Origin of the sequence: Pedobacter montanisoli (assembly GCF_022809115.1) — a bacterium.
GTDB lineage: Bacteria > Bacteroidota > Bacteroidia > Sphingobacteriales > Sphingobacteriaceae > Pedobacter > Pedobacter montanisoli.
The window spans coordinates 859,317-880,107 of the sequence record NZ_JALGBH010000002.1 but is presented as its reverse complement, the minus strand read 5'-3'; the positions used below and the strand labels follow the sequence as shown (position 1 = coordinate 880,107).

The window sequence follows — 20,791 nt, the reverse complement described above, 5'->3', positions numbered from 1 at the left end:
ACTTATTGGTATTCAATTAGCAATTCTATCTTCTTAAATGAAAGAACTTTATATTATCCGTCATGGTGAAACCGATCTGAACAAGCAGGGAATTATACAAGGACGTGGCATAAATTCTGATTTGAATGAAACAGGAAGATTGCAGGCCGCTGCATTCTTTAACCAGTATAAATCTATTCCTTTCGATAAAATTTATACTTCCTCATTAAAAAGAACCCACCAAACTGTAAAGCAATTTATAGATATGGGTATTCCATGGCAACAATTAAGTGGTTTAGATGAATTAGGATGGGGAGAGTGGGAAGGCAAACCGAGCACTCCGGAATCTATTGTAGTATTTAAAAAAATAGCTGAAGAATGGCAATCTGCTAATTACGATGCAAAATTTGCTGGTGGAGAAAGCCCTAATGAGGTGTTGCTTCGTTTAAAGCCTGCAATAGAAGAAATAAAAAGTCATCCTGAAGAAAAATGCATTTTAATGTGTATACATGGGAGGTTAATGCGTATCCTTTTGTGTTACCTGCTCAATAAACCTCTGGCAGAAATGGCCGATTTTCCTCATCAGAATACGACACTTTATAGGCTCGAACTTTCAGAAAATGGCCAATTTACGCTTGTCGATTTTAATAATACCGAACATTTAATTAGTCAAATACGTGAATAAAATAAAAATATCATCAGTTTCTTATACCAATAGTAAACCATTTGTATATGGCCTACAGCATTCAGAACTGATCAACGAAATAGATTTAAGCTTAGATATTCCTTCAGATTGTGCAGCAAAACTTATTGATAATAAAGTAGATATTGGATTAATACCTGTTGCTGCTATTCCATTTGTACCCAATGCAAATATCATTGGTTCTTATTGCATTGGTTCTGTAGGAGCAGTAGATTCTGTATTCATCTTTTCAAATTTACCGATAGAAGAAGTACGTACGGTTAAACTTGATCCGCAATCAAGAACATCTAATAACCTGGCAAAAGTTTTATTGAAATTTCATTTTAAAAAAGAAGTGGAGTTTACCACAGATGCCAATGCAGATACGGATGCTTTGGTATTGATTGGCGACAGAACTTTTGGCAAAAAGACTACATATCCCTTTGCTTATGATATGGGCAAAGAATGGATGAACTTTACTGGTTTACCTTTTATGTATGCGGCTTGGGTGGCCAACAAGCAGATTCCTGAAAGTTTTGTTAAAGAATTTGATAAGGCATTACTCATGGGATTGAATCACAGAGAAAAACTGATTAGTGAATTACCCATTGAGAAGGGTATAGATCTGCATGATTATTTGATGCATAAACTCGATTTTACGCTTAGCGAAGAAAAGCTTAAGGCCAAGGATTTGTTCTTAAAGTTAATTACCGAACTGTAATATTATTTCCTTCGCTCCGATAACTTATAGAGTAGACTCCGGAACGAGTTCGGGGTGATGAAAAATAGTGATCCTTCATGCTGAACTTCCCGATAATTCGCGACAAGCTGTTTCAGCATCTAATTATCGAATCGCTGCTGTTACATTGAGCTTTCAGAAATATGAATGTTCCTGCAAAGTTTGACTTCGACAAGCTCAGCCTGACACAATTTATAATTTCTTTACATCATACTTTCATCTCTTTCGTCACCGTCATGCTGAACTTCCCGATTGAATTCGGGACAAGCTGTTTCAGCATCTAACCTGCAGGGATAGACTCTGAAATAAATTCAGAGTGACGATAATGTTATTGTCATGCTGAACCACGACACTTCAAATTAAACCACTCTTCCGTCATGCTGAACTTTTTTCAGCATCTCATAAAAAAGACCCTGAAACAAGCTCAGGGTCTTTTTTAGTTTATAGACAACTTTAAACCTATTAAGCCTGAAGATCGGTCATAATATGTTTAATGGTATTGTTCAATCCAGCTTCAGTAGCTTCAAAATCTTCTGCTTTATTTAAAGGAGCCTGAACACTGCAATAGAATTTTATTTTTGGTTCTGTACCACTTGGTCTTGCAGATACTACGTAACCATCTTCGGTTATAAATTGTAAAACATCCGATTTAGGAAAACCTAAGCTATTTATCTGTCCGTTTACTAAATCTGTTTCTTTATCCAGTTCGTAGTCTTTAAGCTTGATCACTTTAGAACCTCCAAGACTTAAAGGAGTATGTTCTCTAAATTTATTCATCATTGCTTTGATCTCTTCAGCACCCGATTTTCCTTTTCTGGTAATAGAAACTAGATCTTCTTTATACATACCATATTCTAGGTACATATTGATCATAGCTTGGTATAAACTACTGCCTTTATCTGCATAAAAAGCAGTCATTTCGGCTATAAACGCACAAGAAACAATTGCGTCTTTATCTCTCACCAAATCACCGATAAGATAGCCGTAACTTTCCTCGCCGCCAGCGATAAATTTCTTTTTGCCTTCAAGACTGGTCATTAAGCTACCAATCCATTTAAAACCAGTTAAGGTACTGAAGTATTCTACACCTTTTTTCTTACAAATAGCCTCAATCAATCCTGTGGTTACTACGGTAGAAATCACATATTCGTTACCCGTCAGTTTTCCTTTTTCCTGCCATGCAGTAAGTATATAATTGATCAGCAAGCTTCCAGTCTGATTACCATTCAGTAAAACAAACTCGCCTTTATTATTTTTAACAGCTATACCCACACGGTCAGCATCCGGATCGGTAGCCAATACTAGATCGGCATCTATTGCTTTAGCTTTATTCATAGCTAAAGTCATGGCTTCTTTTTCTTCAGGGTTAGGGTAAATTACTGTAGGGAAATCACCATCAGGTTTACTTTGTTCTTCCACAATGTTCACATTGGTAAAGCCAAAGCTTTGCAAAGCTTTAGGTACTAAAGTAATCCCTGTTCCGTGAATAGGTGAATAAACTATTTTCAGGTCTTTCTGACGTTTAATGGCATCTTGTGAAACAGATAACTTGGTAATCTTATCGATATACAAATTATCCATTTCTTCGTTTATAAATTTGATGTTAGCATCATTTCTGTCAAACTTTACCTCGTCAATAGATTTAATGGCAGCTACTTCGGCCATCACAAGCTTATCATCAGGAGAAGTAAACTGTCCACCATCTTCGCCATAAGCTTTGTAACCGTTATATTCTTTGGGATTGTGAGATGCGGTTAACATCACACCACTTTTACATCCAAGCTGTCTTATAGTAAAAGACAACAGGGGAGTAGGTCTTAAAGCCGTAAAGAAATGTACTTCTATACCATTTGCAGAAAATACATCGGCAGTAATCTGTGCAAAATAATCAGAATTGTTTCTGCTATCATGAGAAATGGCTACGCTGATTTTTTGTTCAGGATATTTTTTCAATAAATAATTAGATAAGCCCTGGGTTGCTGTACCTATGGTATATTTATTAATGCGGTTAGAGCCTACGCCCATAACGCCCCGCAATCCTCCCGTACCAAACTCCAGATCTTTATAAAAAGCATCTGTAAGTTCAGTGTTTTCGTTCTTTTCCAGTAATGATTTTATTTGGTTTTTGGTGTCTAAATCATAGTTACCGTTTAACCATTGATTTATCCTTGTTTCAGTAGATTGATCTAATTGCATTTGATATCTTTTTACACAAAATCAGTTTAACAACAAATTTTAATCGGTTTGAAATAATATATAAGTATGCAGGCCATACTTTATTTTGCTAATTCTGATGATTTTAGCAGGCTTTTACTTAATTTCACGCCCCGATTACAATATTAATAAAAATACCCATTCTTTACTTTAAAAATGAAAATATTAAAATTTGGAGGCACCTCGGTTGGTAGCCCCGAGCGCATGCAAAAACTGCTCGATATTATAAACACAAACGAGCGTCAAATTGTTGTATTATCAGCTGTATCTGGAACAACGAACAGTTTGGTTGAAATTTCTACTGCGTTACTAAAGGAAGATAAGAAGAAGGGTATTGATCTTATTAACCATTTGTACAAGAAGTACAACGAATTTGTAATTGAACTGTTGCCAGAAGGTGATTTTAGAGAGCAAGGACAAGAAGTAGTCGATTACCATTTTAATTTCCTGCTTGATTTAGCAAATAACCTCTTTACTTCTATTGAAGAGAAAGTTGTTTTGGCACAGGGAGAACTTTTATCAACTACTTTATATCATGTATATTTAAAATCTATCAATATACCTTCTGTATTATTACCAGCTTTAGATTTCATGAAAATAGATGAGGATAATGAACCTGTTATTTCTTATACCACAATACATTTAACACCTTTACTTGAAGCACATCCTAACAATAATCTTTTCATTACACAGGGATATATTTGCAGGAACAGCTTTGGCGAGATTGACAACCTACGTCGTGGAGGAAGTGATTATACCGCTTCTTTATTAGGAGCAGCTATATTGGCTGAAGAAGTACAGATCTGGACGGATATAGACGGTATGCACAATAATGATCCACGCATTGTTAAAGGAACCAAACCTATTGCACAGCTTTCATTTGATGAGGCTGCAGAGCTGGCTTATTTCGGTGCTAAAATATTGCACCCTCAGTCTGTATTCCCAGCACAGAAATACAAAATACCTGTACGCTTATTAAATACCATGGAACCAGAAGCTTTTGGTACTTTGATCAGCAACGAAAGCGAAAGCGGTAAAATTAAATCTATTGCGGCTAAAGACGGTATCATTGCCATTAAAATCCATTCAAGCCGAATGTTATTGGCTTATGGTTTTTTAAGAAAAGTATTTGAAATATTTGAACGTTATAAAACACCTATTGACATGATCACAACCTCTGAGGTTGCTGTATCTTTAACTATAGATGTTACAGATCATTTAGATGAAATTACCAGCGAACTTAAAGCCTTTGGGTCTGTAGAAATAGATAAAGATCTTACCATAGTTTGTGTTGTAGGCGATTTTAACGCCGAAACACATGGTTATGCAGCCAAGGTTTTAGATTCGATTAAACATATTCCGGTACGGATGATTTCTTATGGCGGTAGTAATTACAATATATCGTTACTGGTAAGAACCGAAGATAAAATAGAGGTATTGAGAAGTTTACATAACCGAATTTTTTAACTTTATCTCTTCCTCAGGAAAAAATAGATAAACAACACAATTAAAAAAAGTAAAATAGACAAACGAATTCTTCTTTCGAACTCTTTTCTGCTAATGTTACCACGGGTTAAATCTACATAGTTGCCCAAGTAAACCACAGCCATGAAGATGAGAAAAAGGATGAGTAAAATTTTCAAGATTATGTTTTCCGATAAAGATATTGCACATTTTTCGAATTTAGAAACCCCTTTTTATTATTACGATCTGGAATTGTTGCAAAATACCATCAAGACCTGCACAAATGCTGCCAATAAATATGAATTTCATGTACATTATGCCATGAAAGCCAACTTTAATGATAAAGTAATTAATGAAATCAGACAAGCCGGATTAGGTGCTGATTGTGTAAGTGGCGGAGAAGTAAGAAAAGCAATAGAATCAGGATTTGAAAATCATAAGGTAGTTTTTGCCGGCGTAGGTAAATCAGATAAAGAAATCAATTATGCTTTAGATCACAATATATTTTGTTTTAATGTAGAATCACTACAAGAGCTAGAGGTGATTAATGAGCTAGCAGCTCAAAAGCAAAAAACAGCAAAAGTAGCTATTCGTATAAACCCCAATGTTGATGCGCATACCCATGCCAATATCACCACTGGCTTGGATGAAAACAAGTTTGGGATTAACTCGTGGGATATGCTTGCCTGTGCAGAAATCTTAAGAAAATCGGCTAACCTTGAATTTATTGGCATTCATTTCCATATTGGTTCGCAGATCACCAATTTAGACGTATATAAAAACCTTTGTGTACGTGTAAATGAATTTGCAAGCTGGTTTGAAGATAAGGGCTTTAAAGTAGGTGTATTAAATGTAGGGGGGGGATTAGGTATAGATTACCACAAGCCCGATCAGCAGATACCCGATTTTGAAGCTTATTTCAAAATTTTCAATGATTTCTTAGATGTTAAACCATACCAGGAAGTACATTTTGAACTCGGCAGAGCATTGGTTGGCCAATGCGCTTCATTGATCAGTCGTGTTTTGTATGTAAAAAATGGTAAAAAGAAAAACTTTGTGGTTTTAGATGCGGGTATGACTGAGCTTATGCGTCCGGCTTTGTACCAGGCTTATCACCAGATTGAAAATTTGAGCAAAAAGCAGGAGCCAGCTACAGTTAAATATGATATAGTAGGACCTATATGTGAAAGTACCGATTGCTTTGGCAAAGAAGTTTTATTACCAGAAACCCATAGAAATGATGTATTTGCCATCAGAAGTACGGGAGCTTACGGCGAAGTGATGGCTTCTCATTACAACCTTAGAGAAGACATCAGATCTTATACTGCTCAGGATTTTTAAAAAAATGTAAATAATAAAATCAACATTTTTTTAACTTTATACAAGCCATATGCATGCAATATGGCTTTTTTGTTGCGCAAACAAACCTAAAACAACCAAACCAACTAAATGAAAACCCTTCAATCGAATAAAAACACTGCTTTAATTATTATTGTAGCTTCATTAGGCTATTTCGTTGATATTTACGACCTTATATTGTTTTCTGTTGTACGTGTAAAGAGCCTTAAAGATTTAAACGTACCCGATGCAGATATGCTCAGAGTAGGTGCGAGCATTATCAACAGTCAAATGTTCGGTATGCTGTTAGGCGGTATTTTATGGGGCATACTGGGTGATAAAAAAGGTCGATTGAGTGTTTTGTTTGGCTCCATCATCACTTACTCACTTGCCAATATAGCCAACGGCTTCGTTACAGATGTAAACAGTTATATCATTATCAGATTTATAGCCGGAGTAGGGCTTGCGGGCGAATTGGGAGCAGGTATTACTTTGGTAACCGAAACCATGAGTAAAAAATACCGGGGCTATGGTACCATGGTGGTGGCAGCGGTAGGTTTAATGGGCGCAGTAGTGGCTGCATTAATCGCTGATAAATATACCTGGCAAACCAGCTATTTTATTGGTGGAGGAATGGGCTTAGCTTTATTGTTGATGCGAGTTGGCTTGGTAGAATCAGGTTTATTTAAAGAAGCAAAAGAAAATAATATACAAAGAGGCAACATCTGGATGTTATTTAACAATGGTGCCCGTTTCAAGAAATACCTTTACTGCATTTTAATTGGGCTGCCTTTATGGTTTGTAGTAGGTGTGCTGATTACTTTTTCGCCTGAGATTGGAAAAGCCATGAACGCAAACGGAGTTTTAAATGCGGGCAAGGGGATCATGTATTGTTACATCGGTATTTCCATAGGCGATATTGTGGCAGCTTTTATTGCGCAGATTCTAAAATCTCGTAAAAAAGTCATGTATATCTTTTTAACATTAACAGCCATTTCAATTGTCATATACCTTAATTCTGATGGTTTAACGCCAGAAAAATTTATAGGATTAAGCTTGTTACTGGGATTTGCTTCGGGTTATTGGGCTACCTTTGTAACCATAGCTTCAGAGCAGTTTGGCACCAATCTGCGTGCAACGGTTACCACCACCGTACCCAATTTTATAAGAGGTTCGCTCATCGCCATTACACTTTCATTCCAATTCTTTAAAGATCAAGTGGGTATTTTAAACAGTGCATTAATTGTAGGCTTTATCTGCGTTGTAATAGCTTTATTTGCCGTAAGTCAATTACAGGAAACCTTTCTCAAAGACCTTGATTATATCGAAGAATAGGCTTTATGTCAAGTCAATGTACTATCTATATTTATTAGAACCGATCCCTTTTTATTTAGCGTAACTTTGATAGCATAATTTATAGTCATGTTTAAGGATAAAGTAGCTGCCGCGTACAAACAAATTCAGGATAGCATTTGTGAAGGATTAGAGCTTGCTGATGGCAAATCTAAATTTGAAGAAGAACTTTGGGAAAGAGAAGGCGGAGGCGGAGGAAGAACCCGGGTAATACAGCACGGTGCAGTAATAGAAAAAGGAGGTGTAAATTTTTCTGCTGTATTTGGCAAGTTACCGGAGAGTGTAAAGAAAGCATTTAAAGTAGAAAATGATGAGTTCTTCGCCACAGGTGTATCTATTGTAATCCACCCTGAAAATCCATTCGTGCCTATTATCCATATGAACATCCGGTATTTTGAAATGGATGAGCAAACCCGTTGGTTTGGTGGTGGCATAGATTTAACTCCGCATTATGTAATCCCTACAGATGCCCGTTTCTTTCACCACAGATTAAAACAGGCTTGCGATAAGTTTAGCCCCGATTTTTACCAGAAATTTAAAACCCAGGCCGATAACTATTTTTTCATTAAACACCGTGATGAAACAAGGGGAGTAGGTGGCATATTTTATGATCGCTTAAGACCTGATAACACCGGGCTTAATTTTGATCAGATCTTAGATTTTTCAATAGAAGTAGGCAACTCTTTCTTACCTATTTATACCGAATTAATAGACAGAAACAGAGATAAAGAATATACTGCACCTCATAAAGAATGGCAATACCTACGCAGGAGCAGGTATGCAGAATTCAATCTTGTATATGATTCAGGTACTAAATTTGGCTTGGAGACCAACGGACGCATAGAGAGTATTTTAATGAGCCTTCCGCCAACTGCAAAATGGAACTATAATCCAAAAGTACTGGAAGGCAGCGAAGAAGAAGCTACCTTAAGCCTGTTGAAAAAAGACATTAATTGGGTGTAAATTTTGAGATATTAGTAGCTAGATTTGAGATGTTAGATATGAGAAATGAGACTTTAAACTTTCTACTTTTAACTTTAAACTGTTTATTGCATGTTCAATAATTATTACCACATTTGCAGATACAAATATTCCCTTATTAAGATATATGCAAAAGTTAAAACACGATTGGACAAAAGAAGAAATTGCAGCTATTTACCATAAACCTTTATTAGACCTGAGTAGCTAGATTTGAGATGTTAGATATGAGAAATGAGACTTTAAACTTTCTACTTTTAACTTTAAACTGTTTATTGCATGTTCAATAATTATTACCACATTTGCAGATACAAATATTCCCTTATTAAGATATATGCAAAAGTTAAAACACGATTGGACAAAAGAAGAAATTGCAGCTATTTACCATAAACCTTTATTAGACCTGGTTTACGAAGCAGCAAGTATTCATCGTGAAAATAAAGACTATAACGAAGTTCAAATCAGTTCACTCATATCTATTAAAACCGGAGGCTGTTCAGAAGACTGTTCTTATTGCCCACAAGCTGCCCGTTACAATACCGATGTTGATGTACATGCCTTAATGAAACTACCTGATGTGGTTACAGCAGCCGTTAAAGCTAAAGAAGGTGGCGCCTCACGTTTATGTATGGGAGCTGCATGGCGTGAAGTACGCGATAACCGTGACTTTGACAAAGTAATTGAAATGGTTAAAGCTGTTAACGACATGGATATGGAAGTATGCTGTACCTTAGGTATGCTAACCGAAGATCAGGCACAGCGCTTAGCTGATGCCGGTTTATACGCTTATAACCATAATCTGGATACTTCTGAAGACGATTATAAAAGAATTATTTCTACACGTACCTACGATGATCGTTTAAATACCATCAAAAACGTGAGAAAAGCTAAATTAACGGTATGTAGTGGTGGTATCATTGGTTTAGGTGAAACAGTAGAAGACAGAGTTTCGATGTTGCAAACTTTAGCCAATATGCCTAAACACCCTGAATCAGTACCTGTAAATGCACTAGTACCCGTAAAAGGCACGCCTTTGGAAAATCAGCCGAGAGTACCTATATGGGATATGGTAAGAATGATTGCTACAGCACGCATTGTAATGCCTAAATCTGTTGTACGTTTATCTGCCGGAAGAAACGAAATGAGCGTTCTGGAACAGGCTTTCTGCTTTATGGCAGGTGCAAATTCTATCTTCGCAGGCGATAAATTATTAACCACGCCAAATCCTGCATTTAATGAGGATATAGCCATGTTTGAATTATTGGGATTAAAAACCAGAGAAGCCTTTAAAAATGGCAGACCTCAACTTATGCTTAAACAAGAAGAACAAGCTATTTAAAATCAAAAAATAAGGGTGTTTAATTTTTTCCGTCATCCTGAATTTATTTCAGGATCTTTAATTAAAGATTCCGTATCGAGTACGGAATGACATTCAATCTACTAAACACCCTTATTATTAAAAATTCTTAACGTTGATCTTTTCAGTGATCTTATAAATATCGTAAGCCACTTTCTGTATCAGATCAAAATGCTCTTCTATAATAGTCGTGGTATTTTCATGTACATCGGCATGCAATACATTCTCCTCTTTATTTTTACGATGGATCAATTGCACATTATTGATACCTTCTTTATCATAGAATAAATTATCTACCGAACTGCTTAAAAGAAAAGTGGTATGATCGGCAATGAGTTTTAAACTATCCGGATTAACGCTAATAAAGTTATGTTCCTTTATGTACAATGCTAAACTAGCCACATAAGAAGTGAGCAGGTGATTTAATACCGTAAATTGGTGCAATTCTTTAATATAAATCTGTTTGCTCTTCGGTTCTGAGAACATACGTTGAAACAAGGAAGATAAATTGGATGAATTGATAAAAATATCTTTCCTCGCCAGTTTATAGCTTGTGATATCGTTCTCGTCCTCAAAATAAAGCCTGATGACCTGTCTAAAGTACTCTGCATTAGATTTTAGCGTATTTACCATCGCTTCTTTCAGCTTTTCTTTTTCCCAGTTAGGGAACAACAGGTAACTTGCTGTAAAGGCAATTCCCGAACCGATCAACGTATCGTATATCCTTTCTCTTGCCACAGCCATTGTACCCAAACCTAAGAAATCAAACATAATAAGAATATAAGGGGTCATGAACAACACGCTGATTACGTAGTTTTTACGCTGGAAACTATATGCGCCGATCATGAAAACAATCAGGATAAAAAATAGCGTGTTCTTATCACTTACAAAGTGTAAAATCCCCATTCCAATAAAAGCACCGATTACTGTTCCTATAATACGGTGGTAATTTCTTTCTTTAGTTAAAGAAAATCCCGGTTTTGAAATCACCAATATGGTCAGTAAAATCCAGTAACTATGTGAAAAGGCAAGGCTTTTAGCTGCAATATAACCCACCAACATTACAATAGAAACCCTTAATGAATGGCGGAAAACAGCCGATTTAAAGTTTAAATTATCAATCAGGATCTTAAGGTCAATCTGTTGCTTATTTACAAATTTTGCTACATCAACATCGCCGTTTTTGATCTTGCTACGCTCTTTTTTATTGAAATAACTCACAATATTTTTAACTCGCTGAACGATATTTTCAATATTAACCTCTATATTCTTCAAAGCAATAATACCGAGTGCATTGTATTGTGCTGATTCTGCCTGTTCTAATTTGCCTATTTCGTCTTTTAAACTAAGCAGGTCTTTATCCAGTGTATTAGATATGATAGGAGTGCCCCCGGTTTTCAAAGCAAAAGCAATATCATCTAAAGCATAAGAAATCTTATTGATGATCAGCTTGTATCTATAAAGGATACCCGCCTTATCAAACTGATCATGTAACTGTTTGTAATTATAATAGGTTGACATTACCTGCTCAAAAAGATCTACCATATCGGTAAATACAACCAATAAAAACCTGCCCTGAGGAGTAGATTCTTTTACAATTTCGCGGGTACGGAACAATACCTCACGCACTTCATCCTGCTTCTGACTTACATCTACCTGTAATTGCACCAAAGCTTTGAAATTCTTATCGTAATTAACTTTTTCTTCATAAAACTTGGCTTTAGCCCTTAAGAATTCTGCTACCTGCAAAATAGAATCGCTCAATACCTGCTGTGCCAGTCGGTAAGGTCTTATTCTATAAATGGCATAGCTTAAGATGGCATACCACACACCTCCACACAATACCAATCCTGCTGATAATAAAACTTCGTTCCAGGGTCGGATATCGTCTATGCTCAATACCATGACCAGTAAGACCGCAACACCTATTGCAGACGCTCTGTTGCCAAATAGCAGGAACATGGAAAAAATAAAACTGAAAATAACGAGAATTACCCCCGTAAAAATGACGTTTTTATTGGTTAGCCCCACAATTATGGATACGATGAATAACAATGCTATGGTAATTAGCATAGCATTACGCCTGTGGTGCATTGGGCCGGGTGTATCAACAATACTTACACAAATAGCACCTAATGATAAGGTCATGCCATATTGCAGCATACCAAAATGTGCCAAAATTAAAGGCGGACAGATCACCCCAAAGGTTATACGCAAACCTTCTACAAAGTAATTGCTTAATAAAAAATCCTGCGTATTTCTGATAGGCCTGTTGAGCATACACAAATCTAATATTTATATCATTCTACAAGCATAACAAATTAAAGTTTGCAACATCTTTTTATTTTTTTGAGAAATTTAAAAATTGAAAAATGTCTATTATTAGATTTTTTTGTTAAAAACCTGAATGTTAATAACTTAGTATAAAATAGAATAATCTCATTTTTTAAGCCAATTTAAAAGAAATTAGCTGTTTAAATATGTTTATAAAACACAATTCATTGGTTCATAAATTGTTAGTAAAAATTAACTCATTTTCTTGACAAATAATCCTAGCTAACCTAACTTAGTATATATCAAACAGGAAGTACTTTGACAGTCTGAACATTAATCCAAAACGAAGATGAAGCCAGAGGCTGAAATTTTCGGGATTAAAAAACAGGTTTAATTTGCAGAAGTTTTATAACAGATGCATCCTCATTGTGATTAATATCCAATATCCAGGAAACTAAAATTCGAAATCAGTTTGATCTGAGAGTAAAATAAAAGAGTAGCAATACTAAACAAAGTTAGTTGAACAGTTTTAATAACAGACATTGCAGGTACATGAGTTAACATACGCTATGGCGGTGAAACTTTGACAGCAATTAAAAGATGAAATAAAGTTGAAAAACAGCATTTCAAAAATTAGGTCAGGTAATTTTCTTTTGATGGCTCATATCTAACTACGGTTAGAATTGGGTTTAAGCGGAGAATCAAATCGAAAGAGGCGGTTCTCCGTTTTTTTATTCTAAAAATTAAAAACTTTAATAGCCAAATGGTTATTTTAGCTTATATGGCAAGAAAAGAAAATAAGGTCCAAACAACAGATAAAAAAATATTTGTTCTTGATACCTCCGTAATTTTATACGATCATAATGCAGCCTATAGTTTTCAGGAACATGATGTTGCCATACCCGCTTTAGTTCTCGAAGAGCTTGATAATTTTAAAAGCGGCAACGATACCAGAAATTTTGAAGCCCGAAATTTTATAAGAATTATAGATCAGGCCTCCAAAAATCATCTTTTAAATAAATGGGTAAGTTTAAACAAAAGGAGTGGAGCTAAGTTTAAAGTATTGCTCAATGAAAAGCCTCAAAAAAATAATGCAGAACTCCTGTTTAGTCAGGATAAATTTGACAACAGAATATTAAATACCGCCTTAGCCTTAAAAGAAGAACATCCTAAACGTAAAGTAATCCTGGTTTCAAAAGATATTTGCTTGCGCTTAAAAGCCAAAGCACTTGATTTGCATGCCGAAGATTACGAAACAGGGAAAATTAAAAATGTAGAAGAACTCTATTCAGGTAAAACAGAAGTTAAGAACATAGACCCTCATATTCTTGACCATTTAAAGGCTGATACTATTATTTATGCAGCTCAGGCAAAATTACCTTATAGTTCTGGTAATCATTTCTACATTTTAAAAAACAAACGCAGAGAGCTTAATACATTTTACAATGCTACCAATAATACCTTAAGATGGGTTTCTTACAAAGAAATATTTAAAATAGCTCCACGTAATGCAGAACAGAGTTTTGCTATAGATGCATTATTGAATCCTGAAATTAAACTGGTAACCATACAGGGCAATGCAGGTACTGGAAAAACGCTTTTAGCACTTGCCAGTGCCTTAGAATTACGCAGAGAATACCGGCAGATTTACATTACCCGGCCTATTGTGCCATTGAGCAATAAAGACATTGGCTTTTTACCTGGCGATGTAAAGTCTAAAGTTGATCCTTACATGGCGCCCATATGGGATAATCTTAAATTTATACGTGAGCAGTTCAGTAAAGATGAGAAGATGCAGAGCAAGATTGATGAGCTGGTTAATACTGAAAAGATTGAAATTGCACCTTTGGCATTTATAAGAGGCCGTACACTGACCAAAATCTTCTTTATTATAGACGAAGCCCAAAACTTAACTCCACATGAAATCAAAACCATTATCAGCAGAGCAGGTGAGCATACCAAAATTGTGTTTACAGGAGATATCTACCAGATAGATACGCCTTACCTCGATTCTGAAAGCAATGGTTTATCTTATCTGATAGAAAATGCTAAAAATCATCCCCTTTATGCGCATATAACTTTACAAAAAGGGGAAAGGAGCGAACTGGCCAATCTGGCTAATGAACTGCTTTAATGGTGTTTACGGAGCGTAAAAATGGCAATAAATAAAGCTATAAGTGTTAAAAATGCACTGAGTATAAAAGGTGCTCCCGGAAAATAATAAGTTGTATGATCTGCAATAAAATAAGCAAATATATGGGTCATTAACCAAGGGCCAATAATTGCAGCCAAACTTTGCATAGCTGTAATAATTCCCTGTACTTCGCCTTGTGCGTTATCTGCTACCTGATTCGAAATAATGGTTTGCATAGCCGGACCTCCAATACCTGCCAAACAATAAGGTAAAATAAACAACATCATCATTAAACCGTTCGAGGCAAAGGCAAAACAAGTAAAGCCAACGATATACAATATCAGACTATAGATGATTGCCATTTTGTTTCCTATCTTAGGTATCAATATCCTGATCAGTCCACCTTGCACCAACGCAATAACCACACCAACCACGCCCAAAGAATAACCAATCATTTCAGAATCCCACTTAAATTTTTCAATTACATAATAGCTCCAGTTAGATTGTACAGAGTGACTTGAAATATACAATAGCAATAAAGCACCCACTAAACCAATAATAGTAGGATATTTTGAAACATTCAATAAGGAGCCCAAGGGATTGGATCTTCCCCATGAGAATGCACGTCTTTTTTCGGGCGCCAATGATTCTGGTAAAATAAAATAACCATACAACCAGTTTAAAAGAGCTAGAATAGCCGAAACCATAAAAGGCGCTCTTAATCCCATGTTACTGAACCAGCCACCAATAACAGGTCCTATGATAAAACCTACACCAAAAGCAACGCCTACCATTCCAAAGTTTTGTGCTTTCTTTTCTGGTGTAGAAATATCTGCAATATAAGCCATAGCCGTAGTAAAACTGGCACCGGTAATACCGGCTATTACCCTTCCAACAAACAGCCATAAAATATTAGGTGCAAAAGAAAGGAAGATATAATCGATACCTAAGCCAAACAACGAAAGCAATAAAATAGGCCTCCGACCAAAACGGTCGCTTAAACCACCTATAATTGGAGAAAATAAGAATTGTGCCAATGAATAAGCTACCAGTAAATAACCCCCGTATTCTGCAGCAACATCTAATCCCTTACCGGTTAATTCTTCGATCAATTTAGGCATAACTGGTATAATGATACCAAAACCCGTAAAATCGATCAGTAACGTAATAAATATGAAAATGATCGCGGATGATTTTTTAGTTGACATGGCGTAAAAATAGTTTATTTCTTGAAAAGATAAATGGTTTAAAATAGTTCGGGATTTTGGGGAATTTTATGATAACCTTCTTTTAAATAACCTGTTCTGAATTGGTTTACAATTTCATGCGCTATTCTCGTAGGTTCTGGAATACGATATTTACCCATACATTTGCAGATAAGGTTTAACGACTGAGAAACGTTTAAACCATAGCCTGGAGAAACATACACAGGTTGAGTGCGATCTTTGGTACGAAGCGCATAGCCCAAAATTTCGTGATGCCCATATATAGGACTATCTGAATATTTTTGAAGATCAGGCTCTTCATACTTACCAAAAAGTGATTTTTTAGCACAACCCATGGTTAAATGTTTAGTAAGCACACCAAAATGTGAAGCAATGCCCATTTTTCTGGGGTGTAAAATACCTTGCCCATCCAGGATCAGCACATCAGGTTTATTGGGGATCATATCCCAAGCTTTTAGTAAACTTGGAACTTCCCTGAAACCCAAAAAACCAGGAATATAAGGAAAATTGCTAATACCGTGAGCCAGTGCATAACCTTGTAAAGTCATACGCGGAAAGTTCAATATCACAATAGCTGCAAAAAACTGGTTGCTGCCTTTGTTAAAAGAAATATCTGCTCCGCCAACAGTTTTAAAATCCAGATTTTCTGCCAGATCGAAACGTAATTCTGATTTGAGCTCATTCTGTATGGCTGTTGCTTCGGCTAATGTAAGATTATCATAACAGATCATTGAAATAAATCTAATTGTTGGTTCTGCGGTGCTTTAGCTTTACCAAACACTGTTCTTCCTCCATATTTCCATGAGTTAGCTCTTTCATGGGCAATTAACTCGTTAAAATTTCCATTAGGCACAAAATCTTCTGCCAACCGGGCTGTTACCTTAGAAAGCGATCGTATGGCCTGTATTTTGTCACTCTGTCCCAATTTCGATTTTTGTATGGCCTGTTGCAAAGTCTCAATCGTTTCGTCGTAAACCTTAGTTGGAACAGGAAAGGGGTGACCATCTTTTCCACCATGGGCAAAAGAAAAACGGGCAGGATCTTTAAACTGCGAAGGTTGTCCGTAGATTACTTCGCTTACCAAAGCCAAAGACTGCAAGGTTCTTGGCCCTAAGCCTTCAAGTAACAATAATTCTTCAAAATTGTTCACATTCTTTTCCTGTGCCAGCCATAAAACAGCTCCTAAGCGTTTCATATCTACATCTTTTGCTTTTACATCATGATGCATGGGCATAACCAAATGCTTGATCTTAGAAATCTCAGACAACATTTTATCAGGATTTTCTGTTGTTACTTCCATCATGGCAGTTTTTAAAGGCTGAGCCATCTTATCGGTAAGATTGAGGATATTGCCTTGATTTTCTCCATAAATACTTGTGTGTGGCTCTTCTGTGAATGATTTTATAGAGGGGGAGTGCCAGTGGTAACGACGGGCAGTAGAGCTACTGTTACTCATCCCTTGTTGTATAACTGTCCACTGACCTTCATTACTCACAATAAAATGATGTTGATACAATTGAAATCCATCCTGAATAGCGGTATTATCTACTTTTGCAGTCAGTTTACTGCTTCTAACCAGATCCTGAGCTGCTAAGCCATTAAGTTCAGCAAAACGCAATACTTCATTTGGCGTATTTCGGGATTGTTTGCCTTTACCACCGCAAATAAAAATACCAAATTCTTTAGCATTAGGATTTATACTTCTTTTTAAAGCACCCATTACTGAGGTTGTAATTCCTGAAGAATGCCAGTCCATTCCCATTACAGCTCCTAGACTCTGAAACCAAAAAGGATCACTAAATTTAGATAATAAAGCACTTTTACCCTGATTGGATAGTATTTCTTCTACAATGACTTTCCCTAATTTGCCCATACGTTCTGCCAACCATAGGGGTACATGGCCATAGTGTAAAGGTAAATCTGCACTGCCTGATCTTTTCATAAATTACTAACAAATTTAGTAATTTGTTATCAAACATCAAATTAAAAGTTAAACACTTAACGAGTAGAAAACCCAACTAATTTTATACAGACAAGTTTATATTAATAATAATCATCGGTTAACTATTCTCTCGCTTCTGCAACAAACTTGATCTTAAAATTATTTTGCTTTTACAAATAAATCATCAATAGCATTATCCTTTAATAAGTCTCTGACTATTTGATCAAACTCTTTGTCATTAAGGGTGGAAAATCATAATTACTCATAAAAAGAATAATTACTTATTTGGGATAATAGTAACCTCTCGATTATATAAGCCTGCGTATTTTACAGCCATTCCTAATAATGTAAATTCATTTTCCTGATAATCGGCAGCAAAAGCATCCTGAGATAATACTATCATTTCATCTTTTGTTGTTTTTACCATTCTAGCAAAATCTGGCAATTCCTTCTCTATACGTTCAATCAATTGTTGCTTATTAGCTTCTCTTGTATTCATAATTGAAATTTTTTATATAAAACAAAAATTAAAGCTCTTTTAATAATTATTTACTACTGAACACTATAATTTCTCCACCATCACTTCATATTTCGCAATATTTCTTCCAACGTGTTAATCGTTTTTTGTTTTTTCCAACGCTTCAAGCCATTTTGAACAGGGTTGATATTGAAAATCGTAAATTACAAAATTTCCTTTAAAATACCCATCATAAGCGGATCATTTTGTCTTATAATTAACATTATGTTAAGTTATAAATTTATCAACCCTCTTTAAATACTAACTATGCTGTAAAATCTAAAGATTTCTAAAACTCATTAAGTTTACGTTTGAGCTCCTGCACTCGGTCAAGGCGATTTTTACGTGTATAAATATCAATCAGTAATTTGACAACGTTTCTGTTATTTTGATTGATTTCATAAGCTCTGAGCAAAGTAAACTCTGCACGATTGGTAAATGAATTATACTTGGTCGTATTTTTTTCGTTCAGACTATTATTGGCTTCACTTAAAAAAACTAAAGCCAGCTGATATAATGAATCAAAGTAATTCTGGTCTAAATTAAGAGCTTTTTTATAAGCATTTTCTGCATTTGATAGATTATTCTGTTTGTATTGTTGCAGATATCCATATAAAAAAAGTAATAGCTTATTCTGGTTATCCTGTCCTAAAGAGCTTTCAATCCTTTTGAACGCTTTATCATATCTCTCATTGTCTAACAGCAGGTTAATATAATCATTGTTCAATGATACATGATAAGGATTGAGCTGCAAACCTTCTTCAAGTGTTTTAATAGCCTGTTCGTTATCAAATTTTGAAGTATAAATTGCTGCTATATTCTGATAAACATTGGGATTTTTAATTCCGGCTTCTTTAGCTCTTAACAGAAATGCCAGTGCATCATTGTATTGCTGTATGTTTTGTGCGCAAATAGCTGTATTTACAGCCAGTAACGTATCTTTTGGATAACGATCGCTTACATCTTTCAATAAAGTATAAGCATTTAAAAAATCATTATTATTGAAAGCTTCTGTGCCTAAACTCTGCTTTTTGGCAATGATGTTCTTTTCTGCTGCACCTATGAGCTCATGATTAGACTGAAATTTGTCTAATTCTTTGGCTTTAGCTAAGGCTTCTACTGCCAAGGAAAAGTTTTTTTCGGCACTTTGTTCGTTTTCATCTACCAGTGCCACATAAGACGTAAGGTATGCTTTTATGGCCCAGGTTTCTGGCCAGTTCTTAGTTTTCTTATCGTTCTGGGCGCTTTCAATTGCTTTAAGCCCCTCTCCTATAATGACAAATTGTTTTTTCTGATCTTCTTTATTACTGATGCTGGTTTGCAACTTTCCAACACTATTGTTGGCTATTTTCACCTGTGAACCTTGTGCATTTACAGCATTGCAATATAAAACTGATAATATGAAAAAAAGGTATATTCTGTGCATCCTTACAAAGAAAATAAAAAAGGACGATAAACTCAAGTTTATCGTCCTTTTGCTTTGCTATTAAAGAACGGTTAGTTTTTTAACGCTTTTAATAATTTATCTATCTCTTCGTAATTTTTTGTATCATTTTTAAACGCATAAATTTGCTTAAGCGTTTGCAATGTTGGCTCTGACTTAGGATCTAATTCTAAAGCTTTTTTGTAATAAGGAATAGACTGATCTACTAAAGCTACCATTTTAGTTGTTAAGGCATTGTATTCTTTTACCTTTTTGGCATCTATTTTAACGCGTTGCTCTTGTATGTTTAATGCTTGTTTATAATAGGTATCACCCATTAAATATTGATAAATAGCTCTTTTAGGATCTTTCTCAATTAGCTTACCTAATAATTCCTGAGATTTTGCAATATCTCCTCTTGTGATATAAATATCGGTTTCTATACCTATAAAGTCAGATTCTGCCGGAAACTTAGCTTGTGCTTCTCTGGCTAGTTCTAAACCTCCTGTTGTATCTTTAAGATTATCTAAAGACATGTTAATTACTTCGCGGTAAAAATCTTTTGATTCAGGAACATTGAAACTGATTACTTTTTTGAAATGTTTAATGGCCTGTGGGAAATCGCCCATTTGCTTTGCAGTAACGCCGGCATTGATGTAAAGGCCGGTATCTCCCGGCTTTCTTGCGATCAGCTCATTAAACTCAACTAAAGCTCCTTTATAGTCTTTTTTATTGTATAATTTTATTGCTCTGGTATTGATCGCATTTTCAACATTGATCTGAGCATTTTCAAGGGCTTGTTTCTCATCACCTTTTTTATCCAGTTCTTTAGTCTTGGCAATTGCTTCTTCAGCAATTTTTTGCTTTGCTATAGAGTTGTTAAAATCAAGCGTATCCATAACGCTGATTGCTGATGATAAAGAGGCTCTTAAACTCCATGTTTCAGCCAAAGATTTGGTTTTCTCGTTGGCTATTGCATTGTCTGTATGTTTAAGGCCTTTTTCAAGATTCTCTAAATTCTTATTCAAAGGCATTGTTTTAATACCTATGTTATTGAATATCTCCCATAATTTACGTGCCTCTGTTACTTCAGCTTTCTGAGCATGGGCACCTACTACTGCGCCCAGGAAAAGGGCACTTAAAAGGATTTTTTTCATTTTATAATTTTAGT

At 35.5% G+C, this 20,791-nt stretch carries 16 protein-coding genes; 8 read left to right on the top strand and 8 right to left on the bottom strand.

The annotated features are described in order from the left end of the window. Positions 1–37 precede the first annotated feature (37 nt). Together MMF97_RS11620 and MMF97_RS11615 are read left to right on the top strand one after the other, a co-directional pair. The gene (locus MMF97_RS11620; protein ID WP_243362512.1) at positions 38–664 is read left to right on the top strand and encodes a histidine phosphatase family protein; all 627 of its coding nucleotides are present in this window, start codon (positions 38–40) and stop codon (positions 662–664) included. Continuing rightward, entirely contained in the window at positions 657–1,382 is a 726-nt protein-coding gene (locus MMF97_RS11615; protein ID WP_243362511.1) for a menaquinone biosynthetic enzyme MqnA/MqnD family protein, read from the top strand. Before MMF97_RS11620 ends, MMF97_RS11615 begins: the two co-directional genes overlap by 8 nt. Before the next feature lie 480 nt (positions 1,383–1,862). On the opposite strand, the gene MMF97_RS11610 is transcribed toward MMF97_RS11615, so the two are convergent. Continuing rightward, positions 1,863–3,596, bottom strand: a complete 1,734-nt coding sequence (locus tag MMF97_RS11610) for a phospho-sugar mutase (RefSeq protein WP_243362510.1) — start codon at positions 3,594–3,596, stop codon at positions 1,863–1,865. Positions 3,597–3,770: 174 nt separating this feature from the next. Between MMF97_RS11610 and MMF97_RS11605 the strand changes: the two genes are divergently transcribed. From MMF97_RS11605 to bioB, 5 genes are all read left to right on the top strand, one after another. Next, entirely contained in the window at positions 3,771–5,081 is a 1,311-nt protein-coding gene (locus tag MMF97_RS11605) for an aspartate kinase (protein WP_243362509.1), read from the top strand. Positions 5,082–5,261: 180 nt separating this feature from the next. Continuing rightward, positions 5,262–6,419, top strand: a complete 1,158-nt coding sequence (lysA, locus tag MMF97_RS11600; RefSeq protein ID WP_243362508.1) for a diaminopimelate decarboxylase — start codon at positions 5,262–5,264, stop codon at positions 6,417–6,419. A gap of 108 nt (positions 6,420–6,527) precedes the next feature. Further along, positions 6,528–7,751: an MFS transporter gene (locus MMF97_RS11595; protein ID WP_243362507.1), complete on the top strand. Its 1,224-nt coding sequence runs from the start codon at positions 6,528–6,530 to the stop codon at positions 7,749–7,751. Positions 7,752–7,838: 87 nt separating this feature from the next. Further along, positions 7,839–8,732 carry an oxygen-dependent coproporphyrinogen oxidase gene (gene hemF, locus MMF97_RS11590; RefSeq protein ID WP_243362506.1) on the top strand — a complete coding sequence of 298 codons (894 nt, stop codon included), beginning with the start codon at positions 7,839–7,841 and terminating at the stop codon, positions 8,730–8,732. Between the two features lie 349 nt (positions 8,733–9,081). Next, positions 9,082–10,086, top strand: coding sequence for a biotin synthase BioB (gene bioB / locus MMF97_RS11585; protein WP_243362505.1), 1,005 nt, complete (start codon positions 9,082–9,084; stop codon positions 10,084–10,086). A gap of 117 nt (positions 10,087–10,203) precedes the next feature. Here the strand turns inward: bioB and MMF97_RS11580 are convergent, their stop codons facing one another. Beyond that, on the bottom strand, positions 10,204–12,384 hold the full coding sequence (locus MMF97_RS11580) for an FUSC family protein (RefSeq protein WP_243362504.1): 2,181 nt from the start codon (positions 12,382–12,384) through the stop codon (positions 10,204–10,206). A gap of 775 nt (positions 12,385–13,159) precedes the next feature. On the opposite strand from MMF97_RS11580, the gene MMF97_RS11575 reads away from it, so the two are divergent. Beyond that, the gene (locus MMF97_RS11575) at positions 13,160–14,512 is read left to right on the top strand and encodes a PhoH family protein (protein WP_243362503.1); all 1,353 of its coding nucleotides are present in this window, start codon (positions 13,160–13,162) and stop codon (positions 14,510–14,512) included. Here MMF97_RS11575 and MMF97_RS11570 read toward each other — a convergent pair. The 6 genes from MMF97_RS11570 to MMF97_RS11545 all read right to left on the bottom strand — a co-directional run bounded on the left by MMF97_RS11570 (position 14,509) and on the right by MMF97_RS11545 (position 20,777). Continuing rightward, positions 14,509–15,720: a TCR/Tet family MFS transporter gene (locus tag MMF97_RS11570; RefSeq protein ID WP_243362501.1), complete on the bottom strand. Its 1,212-nt coding sequence runs from the start codon at positions 15,718–15,720 to the stop codon at positions 14,509–14,511. The two genes, MMF97_RS11575 and MMF97_RS11570, sit on opposite strands and share 4 nt — an antisense overlap. Positions 15,721–15,758: 38 nt before the next feature. Then, the gene (locus tag MMF97_RS11565; RefSeq protein WP_243362500.1) at positions 15,759–16,469 is read right to left on the bottom strand and encodes an endonuclease V; all 711 of its coding nucleotides are present in this window, start codon (positions 16,467–16,469) and stop codon (positions 15,759–15,761) included. Continuing rightward, positions 16,466–17,680 carry a DUF763 domain-containing protein gene (locus MMF97_RS11560; RefSeq protein WP_243362498.1) on the bottom strand — a complete coding sequence of 405 codons (1,215 nt, stop codon included), beginning with the start codon at positions 17,678–17,680 and terminating at the stop codon, positions 16,466–16,468. The genes MMF97_RS11565 and MMF97_RS11560 overlap by 4 nt, the downstream gene beginning before the upstream one ends. Before the next feature lie 277 nt (positions 17,681–17,957). After that, entirely contained in the window at positions 17,958–18,179 is a 222-nt protein-coding gene (locus MMF97_RS11555; RefSeq protein ID WP_243362497.1) for a hypothetical protein, read from the bottom strand. Between the two features lie 307 nt (positions 18,180–18,486). Beyond that, positions 18,487–19,623, bottom strand: coding sequence for a tetratricopeptide repeat protein (locus tag MMF97_RS11550; RefSeq protein ID WP_243362496.1), 1,137 nt, complete (start codon positions 19,621–19,623; stop codon positions 18,487–18,489). Between the two features lie 71 nt (positions 19,624–19,694). Further along, entirely contained in the window at positions 19,695–20,777 is a 1,083-nt protein-coding gene (locus MMF97_RS11545) for a tetratricopeptide repeat protein (RefSeq protein ID WP_243362495.1), read from the bottom strand. Between the last annotated feature and the right edge of the window lie 14 nt (positions 20,778–20,791).

Bases quoted from the DNA above. Each gene is read 5' to 3' on its own strand.
- MMF97_RS11620 (WP_243362512.1), top strand. From the start codon at position 38: ATGAAAGAACTTTATATTATCCGTCATGGTGAAACCGATCTGAACAAG.
- MMF97_RS11610 (WP_243362510.1), bottom strand. From the start codon at position 3,596: ATGCAATTAGATCAATCTACTGAAACAAGGATAAATCAATGGTTAAAC.
- MMF97_RS11605 (WP_243362509.1), top strand. From the start codon at position 3,771: ATGAAAATATTAAAATTTGGAGGCACCTCGGTTGGTAGCCCCGAGCGC.
- lysA (WP_243362508.1), top strand. From the start codon at position 5,262: ATGTTTTCCGATAAAGATATTGCACATTTTTCGAATTTAGAAACCCCT.
- MMF97_RS11595 (WP_243362507.1), top strand. From the start codon at position 6,528: ATGAAAACCCTTCAATCGAATAAAAACACTGCTTTAATTATTATTGTA.
- hemF (WP_243362506.1), top strand. From the start codon at position 7,839: ATGTTTAAGGATAAAGTAGCTGCCGCGTACAAACAAATTCAGGATAGC.
- bioB (WP_243362505.1), top strand. From the start codon at position 9,082: ATGCAAAAGTTAAAACACGATTGGACAAAAGAAGAAATTGCAGCTATT.
- MMF97_RS11580 (WP_243362504.1), bottom strand. From the start codon at position 12,384: ATGCTCAACAGGCCTATCAGAAATACGCAGGATTTTTTATTAAGCAAT.
- MMF97_RS11575 (WP_243362503.1), top strand. From the start codon at position 13,160: ATGGCAAGAAAAGAAAATAAGGTCCAAACAACAGATAAAAAAATATTT.
- MMF97_RS11570 (WP_243362501.1), bottom strand. From the start codon at position 15,720: ATGTCAACTAAAAAATCATCCGCGATCATTTTCATATTTATTACGTTA.
- MMF97_RS11565 (WP_243362500.1), bottom strand. From the start codon at position 16,469: ATGATCTGTTATGATAATCTTACATTAGCCGAAGCAACAGCCATACAG.
- MMF97_RS11560 (WP_243362498.1), bottom strand. From the start codon at position 17,680: ATGAAAAGATCAGGCAGTGCAGATTTACCTTTACACTATGGCCATGTA.
- MMF97_RS11555 (WP_243362497.1), bottom strand. From the start codon at position 18,179: ATGAATACAAGAGAAGCTAATAAGCAACAATTGATTGAACGTATAGAG.
- MMF97_RS11550 (WP_243362496.1), bottom strand. From the start codon at position 19,623: ATGCACAGAATATACCTTTTTTTCATATTATCAGTTTTATATTGCAAT.
- MMF97_RS11545 (WP_243362495.1), bottom strand. From the start codon at position 20,777: ATGAAAAAAATCCTTTTAAGTGCCCTTTTCCTGGGCGCAGTAGTAGGT.